The sequence below is a fragment of the Cytobacillus oceanisediminis genome (genome assembly GCF_003182355.1).
GTDB classification, from domain to species: domain Bacteria; phylum Bacillota; class Bacilli; order Bacillales; family Cytobacillaceae; genus Cytobacillus; species Cytobacillus oceanisediminis_A.
The window spans coordinates 168203-182569 of record NZ_QGTW01000013.1 but is presented as its reverse complement, the minus strand read 5'-3'; the positions used below and the strand labels follow the sequence as shown (position 1 = coordinate 182569).

The 14367-nt window shown below is 40.9% G+C and carries 14 protein-coding genes; 9 read left to right on the top strand and 5 right to left on the bottom strand.

The features are described 5' to 3' along the window. Positions 1-135: 135 nt before the first annotated feature. Positions 136-870 (bottom strand): TspO/MBR family protein, encoded by a 735-nt coding sequence (locus DFO73_RS21650; protein WP_258309681.1) that lies wholly within the window; start codon positions 868-870, stop codon positions 136-138. A gap of 163 nt (positions 871-1033) precedes the next feature. On the opposite strand from DFO73_RS21650, the gene DFO73_RS28850 reads away from it, so the two are divergent. From DFO73_RS28850 to DFO73_RS21620, 7 genes are all read left to right on the top strand, one after another. Beyond that, positions 1034-1183, top strand: a complete 150-nt coding sequence (locus DFO73_RS28850) for an RAxF-45 family protein (RefSeq protein WP_181396089.1) — start codon at positions 1034-1036, stop codon at positions 1181-1183. 378 nt (positions 1184-1561) lie between these two features. Further along, positions 1562-3442, top strand: coding sequence for a ribosomal protection-like ABC-F family protein (gene abc-f, locus DFO73_RS21645; protein WP_110066770.1), 1881 nt, complete (start codon positions 1562-1564; stop codon positions 3440-3442). A 232-nt stretch (positions 3443-3674) separates the two neighbouring features. Next, a complete protein-coding gene (locus DFO73_RS21640; RefSeq protein ID WP_110066769.1) occupies positions 3675-5051 on the top strand; it encodes a sigma-54 interaction domain-containing protein in 1377 nt (458 codons plus the stop codon). Between the two features lie 88 nt (positions 5052-5139). Further along, positions 5140-6456 carry an aspartate aminotransferase family protein gene (locus tag DFO73_RS21635; protein WP_110066768.1) on the top strand — a complete coding sequence of 439 codons (1317 nt, stop codon included), beginning with the start codon at positions 5140-5142 and terminating at the stop codon, positions 6454-6456. Between the two features lie 16 nt (positions 6457-6472). Beyond that, a complete protein-coding gene (locus tag DFO73_RS21630) occupies positions 6473-7840 on the top strand; it encodes a YjiH family protein (RefSeq protein WP_110066767.1) in 1368 nt (455 codons plus the stop codon). A gap of 136 nt (positions 7841-7976) precedes the next feature. Then, positions 7977-9302, top strand: coding sequence for a polysaccharide biosynthesis protein (locus DFO73_RS21625; RefSeq protein WP_110066766.1), 1326 nt, complete (start codon positions 7977-7979; stop codon positions 9300-9302). A 50-nt stretch (positions 9303-9352) separates the two neighbouring features. Further along, positions 9353-9793 carry a DUF1284 domain-containing protein gene (locus DFO73_RS21620; protein WP_110066765.1) on the top strand — a complete coding sequence of 147 codons (441 nt, stop codon included), beginning with the start codon at positions 9353-9355 and terminating at the stop codon, positions 9791-9793. Positions 9794-9905: 112 nt separating this feature from the next. On the opposite strand, the gene DFO73_RS21615 is transcribed toward DFO73_RS21620, so the two are convergent. Next, positions 9906-10580 (bottom strand): TrkA C-terminal domain-containing protein, encoded by a 675-nt coding sequence (locus tag DFO73_RS21615; protein ID WP_110066764.1) that lies wholly within the window; start codon positions 10578-10580, stop codon positions 9906-9908. Between the two features lie 58 nt (positions 10581-10638). Further along, entirely contained in the window at positions 10639-10902 is a 264-nt protein-coding gene (locus DFO73_RS21610; protein ID WP_110066763.1) for a hypothetical protein, read from the bottom strand. Positions 10903-11111: 209 nt separating this feature from the next. Here DFO73_RS21610 and DFO73_RS21605 point away from each other — a divergent pair, with 209 nt between their 5' ends. Continuing rightward, positions 11112-12050, top strand: a complete 939-nt coding sequence (locus DFO73_RS21605; protein ID WP_110066762.1) for a magnesium transporter CorA family protein — start codon at positions 11112-11114, stop codon at positions 12048-12050. Between the two features lie 14 nt (positions 12051-12064). Here the strand turns inward: DFO73_RS21605 and DFO73_RS21600 are convergent, their stop codons facing one another. Both DFO73_RS21600 and DFO73_RS21595 read right to left on the bottom strand, forming a co-directional pair. Continuing rightward, positions 12065-13012 carry an SDR family NAD(P)-dependent oxidoreductase gene (locus DFO73_RS21600; RefSeq protein ID WP_110066761.1) on the bottom strand — a complete coding sequence of 316 codons (948 nt, stop codon included), beginning with the start codon at positions 13010-13012 and terminating at the stop codon, positions 12065-12067. Between the two features lie 77 nt (positions 13013-13089). Next, positions 13090-13662: a TetR/AcrR family transcriptional regulator gene (locus DFO73_RS21595; RefSeq protein ID WP_110066760.1), complete on the bottom strand. Its 573-nt coding sequence runs from the start codon at positions 13660-13662 to the stop codon at positions 13090-13092. Positions 13663-13820: 158 nt separating this feature from the next. Here DFO73_RS21595 and DFO73_RS21590 point away from each other — a divergent pair, with 158 nt between their 5' ends. Beyond that, entirely contained in the window at positions 13821-14333 is a 513-nt protein-coding gene (locus tag DFO73_RS21590) for an acyl-CoA thioesterase (RefSeq protein WP_110066759.1), read from the top strand. The last annotated feature ends 34 nt before the right edge of the window (positions 14334-14367 follow it).

Below are 14367 nucleotides of genomic sequence, written 5' to 3'. Positions count from 1 at the left end.
AAGATGACTCCGGCAGCTTACCGAAGTCATCTCATCGCTGCGTAGATAGCAGCATCTCTTTTTATTAAACTGTCTACTTTATAGGGTGCAGTTCAAGATGAAGGCTTCCTTTTTTATTGTAACGGAAAGTGATTATCAGTGAAACTTATAGCTGATTGTTATTTTAGTCGCCAGCATAACTCCTGCAGCGGTAAAAAACGTCAGGAAGTACGCAGTAAATGCTACGTTTGGATAATCGTAAAAATTGTTAATCCCAATCCCGATAAATGCCCACACAAATACCAGGGGATAAACCCAGTCGTCATTTTTAATGCGATACATTAAAGCCAAAGCTGCAGAGAAAGCAAGCATTATATATGTCCACCATATTTCAGGCGGACCGGTCCCGATTAAGCCTATATACACAAGATAATAGCTGCTATTTGCAATGGTGGCTACCGAGATCCATGCTAAATAAGTGGAAAACGGTGCAATATCCAAAAAGTCAGGGTCCGAATTTTTTGCTTTCCTGTATAAGCTGATTAAAGCAATAAGCAGTGAGATCATAACGAATACTGATATCCGAAAATACTCGTAATGCCAGGCAAAAATCCATAAGCTGTTTAAAATGCAGGTCAGAATAAACAATATGCTGGTTCTCTTATAGATTGGGAGGTTTCGGCGTTTTTCAGGAAATTGCCTCACAATCCACATCCCGAGCAGTATATAAATCAATCCCCAAATGCTGAATACGTAGCCTGCAGGAGTAAAAAGAACGTCCAGATTTTTGGAAATTCCACCTGTTGTCTGTCCGTTTAATGGCAAAATATTTGCCAGCACATTTGCTGTAACCATGAGCAAGTAGGCTAATAGTTGAAGTATAAGAATCAATAGTATCCTTCCCCTTTCCCTTGATAGAATATATATTCCACTTCCGGACCGTAATAATCTCCACAAGCACATTAGATGGAAACTTTAGGAAGATAAACGTTGCTTTTGAATAGAAGAAATATTAAAATAAAACTAACTTATTAGAAATGGAGGTGGATAAGAGATGATGGAAGCTGTTTTGGCACGTGGTAAATGGATTGAATTCCTGACAATTTACCGTGCAATTTTTCATGGTTTTGCTTTTAACGGGAGACGTCTGTCCTTTTTTAGCAAACTTCATAATGAAAACAAAACAGTGAGAACATCTCTTTAGCCACTATAGAAAAGAACGGTGAAAGGAGGGCTTCTTAGGCTCTCCTTTTTTATTGGACTTTTACCAAGGCCATAGGAGCATGCTTTCCTATGGTCTTTTTGCGTTTAATTTTGGGGTTATATTAAAGCATTGTTGATTTGGCATCCTGTTGATTGGAGCAGAAGGCGCGAGATTCCCGAAAAGCATTCGCATTTTATTCGTGCGTTATTTAACTGGTTCAATATCCTGCGAAAAAAGCGTACCCAAGGGAGACCCTGCAGGCGTGTAACGCCGAGGAGGCTCCCGGACGCCCACGGTTCGCTGAGTGCCTGGAACGGAGAACAACAGGCAAGTTTAACCGTAACCGTACAATTTTTTTAAAAATCGGAGGTAATAAATATGATCGCATGCAGTGCACAGCATATCGGAAAAATGTATGGTGGAAATAATATTTTTGAAAATTTATCATTTGAAATTCATCAGAAGGATCGGATCGGTTTGACAGGAAGGAACGGAAGCGGAAAAACGACTCTGTTCAAATTACTGGCTGGAGCAGAGGTTCCGGATACAGGACAGATTCATTGGAGGAAGGGATGTGAAATTGGCTATCTGGCGCAGATACCGGACTATCCTGCAGGTATAAAATCGATTGATGTCTTAAAAACGGCTTTTGCCCATCTTCTGGAAAAGGAAAAAAAGATGAAGCAAATGGAGCTGCAAATGGCTAAAGAAACAAGTTCAGATCAATTATATAAGCTTCTTGGGGAATATGGAGAGCTGCAGGACCAGTTTGCATTCAAAAATGGTTACGAAATGGATAGCCAGATTGACCGAATTTCAAACGGCCTCAATATCGGAAGCTTACTCGATAAGGCCTTCAACAGTCTAAGCGGAGGCGAAAAAACGAAGGTATGCCTCGGCCGCATGCTCCTAATGAGTCCTAATCTGCTTCTCTTGGATGAGCCGACAAATCATCTGGATATTAAGGCAGTCGAATGGCTGGCTGATTTTATAAAGAGTTATGAAGGGACCGTTGTCCTTATCTCGCATGACCGTTATTTTTTGGATGAAACAATAAGCAAAATACTTGATTTGGAGGACGGAGAACTTACTCTTTACCTAACGAATTACTCCGGCTTTGTAAAAGAGAAAGAAGAAAGGCTGCTAAGGGAATTTCAGCAGTACGAAGAACAGAAGAAAAAAATCAAAAAGATAAAGGAAGCAATCAAGCGGCTAAGAGAGTGGGCTAATCAATGCACTCCACCTAATGCCGGTCTCCATAGACGGGCAAGCAGCATGGAAAAAGCCCTCCAGCGAATGGAAAAGCTTGACCGGCCAATACTAAACCGAAAAAAAATGAATATCGATCTGGATGCTGCAGAACGAAGCGGAAAAGATGTGGTGATCATTAAAGAGGTTAGCAAGTCCTTTGGCAGCCAAAAGTTACTCCAAAATATTAGCATGCACATCCAGTTCCAGGATCGGACCGCTATTGTCGGGGATAATGGTACAGGGAAATCGACTCTGGTTAAAATAATTATGAAGGAACTTAAACCTGATGCTGGTGAAGTCCGAAGCGGGAGCAATCTGAAAATAGGCTACCTTTCCCAGCATATTTTTTCAGATAGCAATGATCAAACTGTGATCGAAACCTTTAGGGAGGGGCTATCTTATACAGAGGGAGAGGCCCGCCATATTCTTGCAGGCTTCCTCTTTTTTGGACACACCGTTTTCCGTAACGTTTCTCGCTTGAGCGGCGGGGAGAGAATGAGGCTTCGTCTGGCCCAGCTCATGCACCGGGATATTAACTTTCTAATTCTCGATGAACCGACGAATCATCTGGATATCGAATCAAGAGAGGTACTGGAAGAGGCACTGGATGATTTCCAGGGAACCATTTTGGCTGTCTCCCATGACCGCTACTTTATTAACCGATTGTTTAGCAAAATCTACTGGATCGATCAAAAGGAAGTGTATTTCTTCGAAGGAAATTATGACCGTGCCAGAAAGAAAATGGAGGAAAAGTGGAAGGCAGCGATAGAAATTCCTGTTATGAAAAAAGCAAAAATAGCTGCTGTTCCGCTAAAAGAAAAGAAAAATAAGTTGTCCCCGGAGGAATTGGAAAATCAAATTGAAGCACTAGAAGCATCTCTCCTGAAGTTAGAAGCGGTTTTGGAATCGGAAATCGACCTGGAAAAGCTGCAAATACTTTATAAGGAAAAAGAAAAATTAGAAAAGCAAAGGGAAGAGCTTTACGGAAAATTGGATGCTATTTTATAAAGGTGAAAGAAGGCTAACAGATGTTTAGCCTTCTTTTTACTATACAAAAAAATGAATTTTTATAAGTTTTTTCAGTTTACATCTTTTCGTCAGCATCTATATGTTGTATAGTGTAATACAAATCTGAATAATTATTTAAATCTGAATAATAACGTACATTATCCAATCAAAATGCCTAATTTCAGTGAAGGTGCATTATTCAAAAATGAATAACTGCTGGAGGCCTAAAAGAATGAATAGCTTTTTTATGGAATGGAATAACGAAAAGGAAGTCATTTCTTCATTGGAAGAAGATATTATGGTGACCAATTCAGACGGAATAATTATAAAAGTCAGTAAAGGCAGCGGCAGCCATTACGATGTTGAACCGGAAGCACTTTTGGGGCAATCGGTATACGAGCTTGAGAGAAAAGGAGTTTTTAAGCCTGCTATTACGCCGGAAGTTTTAATGAAAAAGAAAAAAGTCATTTTAATCCAGAAGGCTGGGTCTGGAAAAAAGATATTGGTAACCGGTATTCCCGTATTTAATGAAGTTGGGAACATCGAGCATATTGTCAGTTATTCCTATGATGTTTCAGAACTCCTCGTTATAAAAGAATACCTGAATAGCGTTGAGGAAGAAATGGCCAGGGTAAAAAGTGAGCTTGATCTTCTGCGCAAAAAGAGCATCAAAATGGATGGAATCATTGCTGATAGCCTGCCAATGCAAAATATTGCTGAAACAATTAGAAGGATTAGGGATGTTGATGTTACTGTCTTGCTCTTAGGGGAGTCTGGTGTCGGAAAGTCAGCTCTTGCTAAATGGATCCATCAAAATAGCATCCGGAAGGACGGTCCTTTTATTGAGGTCAATTGCAGTGCCATTCCGGAGTCAATCTTTGAAGCTGAGTTTTTTGGCTATGAAGGGGGGGCTTTTACAGGTGCCAAAAACAAAGGGAAGATGGGGTTTGCTGAAATGGCAAAAGGCGGCACCCTTTTCCTGGACGAAATTGGAGAGCTGTCGGGGCATCTTCAGGCAAAGCTTCTGAAATTTATACAGGACAAGAAGTTTTATAGAGTAGGAGGAACAAAGCCCATACACGCAGACTTTCGATTGCTGGCGGCTACAAATAAGGACCTGGAGAAAGCGGTTCAAACGAAGGAATTCAGGCAGGACTTATTCTTTCGTCTTAATGTGGTACCTCTAAAGATACCGCCATTAAGAGAAAGGCAGGAAGACTTATTTGCTTTAACCCAATATTTTCTCCAGGCGATTTCAAAGCGCCATAACCGGGAGCGTCACCTGGATAAAGCTTTGGTCGATCACTTGCTGCAGCTTGAGTGGAAGGGAAATGTAAGAGAACTTGAGAATCTAATGGAACGGATGATCGTTACAAGCACGAGTTCGATTATTACAAAAGAGGATTTGCCTTATGAATACCATATGCAAGAGAAAATAGACGATTTTATTCATTTCGATGGACAATCGCTGCCTTCCATATTGGAGGAGGTTGAAAAAAAAGTTTTAATCAATGCGAAGAAACGCTATAGAACAACGACTGAAATAGCAAACGCCTTAGGAATCAGCCAGCCTTCAGTAGTAAGAAAATTAAAAAAATACGATTGTTAATACATACTTTGGCATGAATATTGCATTAAAGAACTAACAGATAAACATTTAGTTTTTGCATCAGCGTATTTATTCAGGAGGGGATCGTATGAACGGAGAAAATTGGAGTCATCTTATCGGAAACATTTCGAATTTATTGGCGCCAAGTATGGCAAAAGATCATCCAAATTTACCGGTGGTGAAGGCGGAAGGCTGTTATTACTACGGAGTGGATGGCAGAGAGTATTTGGATTTTACATCAGGTATTGCGGTTGAAAATGTCGGCCATCGCCACCCCAAAGTTGTAAAGGCCATTAAGGACAGTGCGGATCATCTCGTTCACGGCCCATCAGGTGTTATTATCTATGAATCGATCCTTCGCCTCGCAGAAGAATTAGGAAAAATCACGCCAGGAAACCTGGATTGTTTTTTCTTTGCGAACAGCGGGACCGAGGCAATTGAAGGAGCTATAAAGCTGGCAAAGTATGTCACAAAAAGGCCTTATGTTGTATCCTTCACCGGCTGTTTCCATGGACGGTCAATGGGGGCATTAAGTGTTTCCACATCCAAGAGCAAATATCGAAAGTACCAGCAGCCGTCCTGGCTGACCTATCAGCTGCCATATGCCAATGAAAAGGATTGCCCGTATGGAGAAGACCCTGAGGAGTACTTCCCAAGCAAACTCGAAAAGGACGTTGAAACACTGTTTAAGCATCAGGTTGACCCTGAAGAGGTTGCCTGCATGATTATTGAACCGGTCCTTGGAGAAGGCGGCTATATCATTTCGCCAAAAATGTGGATGAAGAAAATCAGAGAAATTTGTGATCAGCATGGTATTTTACTGATTTTTGACGAAGTGCAAACCGGCTTTGGGCGTACAGGTGAATGGTTTGCGGCACAGGCATTTGGCGTCACTCCAGATATAATGGCGATTGCAAAGGGAATTGCAGCCGGTCTTCCGCTAAGCGCAACAGCAGCATCTAAAGAGCTGATGGAGAAATGGCCATTAGGTGCCCACGGAACAACCTTCGGCGGAAATCCAATTGCATGCTCTGCAGCCTTGGCCTCTATTGAAATCTTAAAAACTGAGAACCTCTTGGAAAACACTAAGCAAATGGGAGATTATGCGTTAAAGAAACTCCATGAGCTGAAAACAAATCACCCTGCTGTGGGGAGTGTCAGAGGTTTGGGGCTGATGATTGGCATTGAAATCATTGATCCGCATACTGGTAAACCCGATGGGGATGCTGTAATGGAAATTCTGAATTCCTCGCTTGATAAAGGTGTTCTCTTCTATTTATGCGGAAATTCAGGTGAAGTTATTCGAATGATTCCTCCTCTCATTGTGACAAAAGAGCAAATTGACCAGGGTCTAAAAGTTTTGGATGAAGCACTGACAGAGCATGAATCTGTTGTTGCCAAATAAAAAGGGGGACAAGAGCATGAAGGCTGAAACAAGAGTTAAACCGCAAGCAGTCACAGGTGAGTATTGGAAATTTATTATTCCATCTTTAATTGGAACGCTATTATTCCTGGTTCCGGTTAAATTTCAGGGAGATGTTACGATTGGTGTTGGAATCCTGGCAGCCTTTTTAAGCAATACTTTTAGTGAGCAAATGCCTGCATTTATTATTTTTATTCTCGGATTATCGGCTGGTGTTTCTATTATTACGAAAGTGCTTAAGCCAGCATTTATAATGGATAACAAATTTCTTAAAGGATTATTTGATACCGGGAAATTTGGTTTAATCATGAGAATCCTTGGCTTCGCAGTTGGTTTGATGACCATTTTGGAAGCAGGGCCAGAATTTATCTGGTCAAGAAATACAGGAGGAGTGGTACTGTACGATTTAGCTCCTGTTCTTTTAACATGGTTCCTATTTGCCGGAATTTTTCTCCCGCTGTTAGTGGAATTTGGTTTAATGGAGTTCATCGGGGCACTTGTACAAAAATTTATGCGGCCGCTGTTTACATTGCCCGGCCGATCTTCAATTGACTGTCTTGCTTCCTGGATGGGGGCTGGTACGGTTGGAGTACTTGTTACAACGAAGCAATATGACGAAGGATTTTATACAAAAAGAGAAGCAGCTGTCATCGCTACAACTTTTTCAATTGCCTCTGTCGCTTTCAGCTTAGTGGTAGCAAATGTGGTAGGACTTGGCCACTTATTCATTCCGTTTTATTTAACAGTATCAGCAGCTTGTATCGTGGCTGCATTGATCATGCCAAGAATTCCGCCTCTATCCAGAAAAGCGGACACATACTATGAACCAGTGGGCCAGCAGATTGATGAAACGATTCCTGAAGGGGTGTCACATATAACATGGGGTTGGCAGCAAGCAATTGAAAAGGCCAAAAATGCTCCAGGGCCAAAGAAGCTTTTATCCAATGGAGTGGAAACGGTCTTGGATATTTGGATGGGGCTGATTCCGCTTGTGATGAGTTTGGGAGCTGCCGCTTTAATCATTGCCGAATATACACCTGTTTTTCAATTTATTTCGTATCCGCTCATTCCGATCCTGGAGTTTATGCAATTGCCTGAAGCAGGTGCAGCAGCCCAAACTATGCTAGTTGGTTTCGCTGATATGTTCTTGCCGGCAGTCATAGGCAGTGGAATTGAAAGCGAGTTAACAAGATTCGTAGTAGCAGGTCTCTCCTTAACACAGTTAGTATATATGTCTGAAATAGGCATTTTGATTCTGCGCTCGAATATTCCATTAAGCTTTACAGATTTATTCATTATTTTTATCCAAAGAACAATCATTACTTTACCAATCATTGTATTAATTGCACATGTTTTTGTCTTTTAATAGGAAAAGGAGGCCTCTAATAATAGCTGGCCTCTTTTTCTATTTTAGAATAAAACTTTTTAATCTTAGATAACTAATATTATAGGGACATGTCTCATATCTTATATAGAATCTGCAATGTATAAGGAGAGGAGCAATGAGTAAATTCTTCAAGGGAGTTGTTTTACTGGCGCTGGCAGCGTTCGCCAGCGAGTGTATAGAGTTTGTCGTGAATATGGTCCTCGCCCGGGAACTGGGGGAGAGGGGGCTCGGCATGTATATGTCGATTTTGCCGACCATCTTCCTGATCGTTCTTTTGGCAAGTTTTGAGCTTCCGATATCCATATCGAAATTTATTGCCGAGAAGGATAAAAAATATCACAAAAGCATGCTTAATCATGTCATTAAGCTGACCATCATCTTTACGGCTATTCTGGTGCCGCTTGCGGCAGCGATTATTCCATTTGTATCTGTTTTTGATGAATATCATCCTTTATTAAGGTGGACGGTCATTGGATTTATTCCGATCGTGTCTTTTTCCTCGATAGCCAGGGGCTTTTTTATGGGCAAGCAACAAATGGGGAAAATTGCAGCCTCGAATTTCCTGCGGAAATCTGTACAGCTTCTATTGCTGGTTGTGCTGTATCAGGCCTTTCAATTCGATACGGATACGGCGGTTTTTATCGCTTTTTGTACATTTATAGGAAGCGAGATCGTTGTCTTCCTTTATTTGCTTCATATGTTTATTATTCAGTATCAGCGTGTCAAAAAGGAGCCATCTGAAATTCTTAGCGGAAAAAGCGTGCGGCAAAATTTAATATCTGTTTCCGTTCCTACTACTGCGTTAAGAGTATTTCATGCACTGACACATGCCGTTCAGCCGTTCTTAATAAAAGGAGCCCTGTTAAAAGCTGGCGTGCCGGGGGAAGTGGCAACTGAACATTTTGGGATGCTTGCAGGTGTGGCGATGACAATTGGCTTTTTTCCAGCGTTTATTGCTCATTCGTTTTTAATTATGCTGATTCCGACTGTATCTAAAGAATATGCAGATAAAAATCTGGAGGAGCTTCGGCGCCTTCTGCAGCAGGTGTTCTTCGTGACTTTCCTATATGGAGTACCATCCGTCGGGTTATTCTGCTTTTTCGCAAGGCCGCTGACGGAGGTCTTTTTCCATTCAACAGATGCAGCCATATATTTGCAGCTGCTCTGGCCATTCTTCTTGCTGCATTTTTTCATTATACCCATGCAGGCCTATTTAATCGGCTTGGGGCTTATGATGGATACCATCTATCATTCTCTCTGGTCCACGGTGGTTTCTTTTTCAGCGATGTTCCTGCTCGGCTCGATGCACAGCCTGCAGATGGATGGGATTATTATGGGCATGAATACCGGTGCTGTCCTCCTCGCCATGATGCATTATGTAACCGTGTGCCGGAAAATCGGACTGACACTTTTCCTGTCCCCTGCCAAACAGTTTAACTGAAAAATCTGATAAAATAGAGAAAAAATTTTTATTAGGGAAGGATTGAGAGGATGGCATTGGTTTTGCGGGGGCATCATTTACTTTGTGTTCACGGATTCAAAGGGATGGGCTACAGTCCTGAGTTTGTAGAGAAAATGAGTGAAGTAGTCATGGATATAAGAAATGAGAATAAGGACTTCCCAATCAAAATTGTCGCGGATTTGGATGATACATGCAAATCATGCCCGAACAATGGCATATCAAAATGTGTAGCGAGCGAGAATTCCAACGATCATGTTTTGACAATGGATAGGAAAGTAATCGAACAACTGGGCTTGAAGGATGGAGAAACCTATCCCAAATCGGTTCTTGTTTCTCTTACTGCTGCAAAAGTCAGGCCGGATGACCTGGATGTTATTTGTGCCGGGTGTTCGTGGCTATCCTATGGGGTTTGCAAGGAAGGCATTGCCGACCTCCGGCAAATGTGCCAGTCTTCCATGGAAACTTACTAGCTTATATAAAAGGCACTTATTCAGGAAACCATCTCATTCACAAGGTTATTCCGTTCCTGCAAAGGGCCAAATGAGCAAAAAAATAAGCATCTTCCACTTAGCAGAAGGTGCTTTATTTCTGTCTATCTTCTTTTGGGCCAAACTTTCTTTCGATTGCATTTTCATCGCCATATAAGATAATATGATCTCCTTCTTGGATTTCTGTAACCAGCCGATTTTTCCTGATTTTCAAATCACCTCTTTGGATGTAGAGAACAAGGATATCTTCATCCTCCTCAATAACGTCACCAAGCTCTTTTCCGATAAATTCAGATGAACTATCTATGAAGTAATTTAATATATGATCACTTTCATCCGTGAGCAGGGCATCCCTGATCGGCAAATCACGAAAATCGTAGTGCTCCTCGAGCTCATGTTCGAGCTTGCTGGAAAGCAGCTTTTTAACATAAGGCGTTTTTAAGATAAAAATAATCATAATTAAGGCAGCAGCCACAATCGAAATATTTTTTGTATAAAATTCATCTGAAAGAAGGTTGCTGATGGCCGAAATAATCACGGCCAGTGAAAAGGCGCCAAACAATATTAAAAACGCCCCGACTCTCCTGCGGATCGGGTGATCAATGATGAGCTCCGACTCTCCTGTCGTAAACCCTGTGCCCGTCAGCATTGAGATAACCTGAAACCGGGCAATATGCTTATCCAGCCCTGTATAAGTAAAAAGCAGCGTATTTATTTCGATCACAGCCAGAATGATTCCCAAGTAAATCAGGATAAAAAGCACACCCATCTCTAATCCTCCGATTATTCAAAGTTATGTAAAAAACCTAAGGAGGCTAGTCCTTAGGTCATTGCTGTACTGTTTCATTATAGTATTGAACTGAATACATGGACCCTTCATCGACCATTTTGTTGTCTTCAATATTATGAGGGTCAGGGTGCCCCAGCTTTTCTGCTGGGACTGTATCATTAAGGAAACGGTCAGGAATCATGCCTTTCATTTTTACAGCAAGGGATTGTACCTTGTTTCTATTGTTCTTGCTGGCCAATAATAAAATACTGGTAATTCCGACACCGGCTAATACATATGGATTTAACGGACGAGAATTCATGATTATGCTCCTCCTCTTTAAATATAAAATTTGTCTTTCTTACTCTACATTTACCCGCCCTATTTAAATGAAAACATTTTGTCCTTTTAACATTGTTACCAGCTCAGAAATAATTACTCCTTTTGTAAGGTTTTAATGAGGAGGGGAGAAGGGAAACATGTAATTATTAAATAGGAAGAGAAAGGCTCCAGCTGGAAAGGAAGATGGAGATGAAAAAAGAGTACAGTGAGAATAATTGGAAGTGGCATCGCTATGACCATCTTAATGAAATTGACTGGGCACTGAATCCGGATTATAAAGATGCTTTACAGAGGTGGGCAGAAAAAACATCTGAGAGCAAAACAAATGTGATGGAAATGGATACTACAGTGCGTGAAAAAGAGTTTTTAAGCGGCTCTCTTATCTATCAGCAAACAACCAATGAGCAAGAAGAAAATAGTTTATTTCACTATTTTTTAACGAGGGATTTTCTTATAACTGTAAATTTTGATTCCTCTGTCATTCAATCAGATAACTCTCTGCTTTTAAAAAAAATGGATCATACAAACAATGCAATTGATGGATTTTTTGTTATTTTGGGTGAGGTTTTAAGTGATAACATTAAGAAGATAGATAAATTTGAAGTCCGTTTAAATGATTTGCTCTGGAAGATCAAAGAGAAAAACAATATTGATCGCCTTGAAGAAATCTATCAGCTCCGCCATCAGATTTTAGTATGGAAAAATCTAATGATTCCAGTTAAAGAGATTAGGCTCGGTGTTGAGGAAGCCTTTGGGGAAGAGGTAACGATAGGACCGGAATTCAAAAGAACCTGTAAAAGAATTGAGAGGGGATATACCCTTGTAAGGGAATATCAGCAGGAAATTGATGATCTTGTGAATTTTGAAGAAATGGTGTCTATGCACCGCGGAAATGAGATTGTTAAAACACTCACGGTTATAACCACATTAATGACTCCAGTAGCATCATGGGGCGCGCTGTGGGGCATGAACTTTAAGTATATGCCGGAGCTTGACTGGAAAATTGGATACCCTTTATCACTCTTCTTGATTATGGGTACAACCGCTGCACTTTATATTATGCTAGTTAAAAAGGGTTGGATGGGAGATATATTACGTGGAAGAAAGAAAAACTCTTTCTTTAAATAGAAAAAGAAATGCCGTTAAATTGCGGCATTCCTATTTAGTAAATGTTCAAGGCTTTGCTTAATCCCATCCTCATAAGTTGTTCTAGGAAGATTTCCAATGCGCTTTTCGTATTTGCTTCCATCCAGAATAACAGGTGTTTCATTCAGATACATCATTTCGGTATATTCCCTCATGAAAGGATCAAAGACGCCAATGGCACGGATCATCCATTTGTGGACAGGTTTAAAAGAGACTTGTTTATTGAGATGCCGGGAAGCAATACGGGCGATTTCTTCACCTGTAATCGTTCCTGCCCCTGGAATATTCCATACTTCACCGTACGCTTCTTCTTTTAGGGCAAGGTCAGCTAATGCCTTGGCCCCATCCTTTATATAAATAAACTCTCTGGCTATGTTTGTTTTACCGACAAACATCCCTTTATTTTTATCGATGATTTGCTGGAAGGTGTATTGTAAAAGTGTATTGCCTGTATGTGGGCCGTAAAAGTCAGGGAAATGGGCAATGGTATACGGCACACCTGAATTTTTGATTTTCTCAATTAAGGTTTGGCGCAGCTTCCCCTTTTTTGTGTGTGGATTCTTGGCGGATGTTTCTGTGGCAGGCATGGAGTGCAGACCGTAGGAGTATATATTATCAACATAGATAAATGGCTTATTCTGCTTGCGGCAAACGTCTAGGAGATGATCCAGGATAATAGACAGTGCCGGGTCCCAGTTCTGGTAAGGGATATTGATAGCATGGAATACGGCATCCGCTTCGGAAACAGCTTTTTCAACATCAGCTTGATTCATGGCATCTCCTGCAAAAATCTCAGCATTTGGACCCCACTCCTCTTGGTACTTAAGTAAATTTTCTTCTGATCTCGCAAAAGCTATTGTTCGAATATTTTTATGGCAAAGAGCCTCTGTCAAAGCATAGCCCATTCCGCCGGTAGCTCCCAGCACTGCAGCTGTTTTAAACATATTTATCATCCTTTTCACATTTAATTGACCGCTGTTCAAATGAGGGTAAAAAATTAAAGAAATGACTATTCACTTCTTTAACTAATCGCCTTGATTAAAAAATTCACATGTGAAGAGGCTAGTTCCTTCACTTCTTCAAATGCTGTTTCCGATTTGCAATAATGCGTCACAAAACCGTGCATACTTAGGAATATTGACCATATCTCCTTTACGGAGAGCTGTTTTTCGGTGAGGGAGTTAATAGCCTGAGCAAAATGTAAATAGCTTTTATTCGGTCCTTCCTGAAGATAGCTTTTAACATCATCGTCCCGAATCAAAAACATCAATTCATAATGTTTTTGGTGGGTAAGGCCGAATTGGATATACTGATAAAGAATGTTATATAGTTTCTGTTCATTGGTTTCAGCAGGCTTAGCCAGAACACTTTCCAGCTCCTGATTGAGCGTCTGAAAATCCGCTTCAACGATTTCATAAAATAATTGGGCTTTATTTTTGAAATGATAATAGATAGCACCGTGGCTGCAGTGGAGGGTATCCGCAATTTTTCTCATGGATGCGGCTGAGTATCCTTCCCGTACAAACAGGTCACGTGCTACAGTGATGATCGCTTCTTTTGTAAGTTCATCGTAGGCTGCTTTTCTTGGGCTCATCAAATCACCTTTCATTATTGAACATTGGTCAATAAAATTATATGCCGCTAAGGATATTTTTGGCAACACAATTTTGATAAACTTTCCAAATTAATTTTATTAGCCAGCAGCTTTTGGTATGCTTGAAGAAAATATTAATAGCTTCAGGAGGAAACAACATGAATGAAACCAAAACATGCAGAGAGTCTTTTACAGTAAAAACAAGCATTGTCCTGCCGCCTGACACGAATACATACGGAACTTTATTTGGCGGGAAGCTTATGGCCTATATAGATGATGTGGCAGCCATTGCCGCTATGCGCCACGGAAGAAAAAATATCGTAACGGCATCTACAGATTCCGTTGACTTCCTTCATCCTGTTTATGAAGGCAATTCGGTTTGTCTGGAAGCATTTGTAACTTATACAGGCAGAACCTCGATGGAGATTTTTGTAAAGGTAATTGCCGAAGATCTGGTCACAGGCGAACGAAATGTTTGCGCCATGTCTTTTCTAACGATGGTTGCCATTGATGAAAATGGCAAACCAACACCAGTGCCTTCCGTACTGCCAGAAACTGATGAAGAAAAGAGTTTATATGAAACAGCTAAAGAACGCGCTGAAATCCGGAAAAAGCGTAAAAAAGACAGTGAAGCCAGAGCAAAAAAATACGGAACAGGTTTGCCCTGGTAGGTAGGGAAGAGGAATGGGTTCAAGAAATGCCTGC

Excerpts from the sequence above, each read along its gene's own strand:
- DFO73_RS28850 (WP_181396089.1), top strand. The coding sequence starts at position 1,034 with ATGATGGAAGCTGTTTTGGCACGTGGTAAATGGATTGAATTCCTGACA.
- abc-f (WP_110066770.1), top strand. The coding sequence starts at position 1,562 with ATGATCGCATGCAGTGCACAGCATATCGGAAAAATGTATGGTGGAAAT.
- DFO73_RS21640 (WP_110066769.1), top strand. The coding sequence starts at position 3,675 with ATGAATAGCTTTTTTATGGAATGGAATAACGAAAAGGAAGTCATTTCT.
- DFO73_RS21635 (WP_110066768.1), top strand. The coding sequence starts at position 5,140 with ATGAACGGAGAAAATTGGAGTCATCTTATCGGAAACATTTCGAATTTA.
- DFO73_RS21630 (WP_110066767.1), top strand. The coding sequence starts at position 6,473 with ATGAAGGCTGAAACAAGAGTTAAACCGCAAGCAGTCACAGGTGAGTAT.
- DFO73_RS21625 (WP_110066766.1), top strand. The coding sequence starts at position 7,977 with ATGAGTAAATTCTTCAAGGGAGTTGTTTTACTGGCGCTGGCAGCGTTC.
- DFO73_RS21620 (WP_110066765.1), top strand. The coding sequence starts at position 9,353 with ATGGCATTGGTTTTGCGGGGGCATCATTTACTTTGTGTTCACGGATTC.
- DFO73_RS21615 (WP_110066764.1), bottom strand. The coding sequence starts at position 10,580 with ATGGGTGTGCTTTTTATCCTGATTTACTTGGGAATCATTCTGGCTGTG.
- DFO73_RS21610 (WP_110066763.1), bottom strand. The coding sequence starts at position 10,902 with ATGAATTCTCGTCCGTTAAATCCATATGTATTAGCCGGTGTCGGAATT.
- DFO73_RS21605 (WP_110066762.1), top strand. The coding sequence starts at position 11,112 with ATGAAAAAAGAGTACAGTGAGAATAATTGGAAGTGGCATCGCTATGAC.
- DFO73_RS21600 (WP_110066761.1), bottom strand. The coding sequence starts at position 13,012 with ATGTTTAAAACAGCTGCAGTGCTGGGAGCTACCGGCGGAATGGGCTAT.
- DFO73_RS21595 (WP_110066760.1), bottom strand. The coding sequence starts at position 13,662 with ATGAGCCCAAGAAAAGCAGCCTACGATGAACTTACAAAAGAAGCGATC.
- DFO73_RS21590 (WP_110066759.1), top strand. The coding sequence starts at position 13,821 with ATGAATGAAACCAAAACATGCAGAGAGTCTTTTACAGTAAAAACAAGC.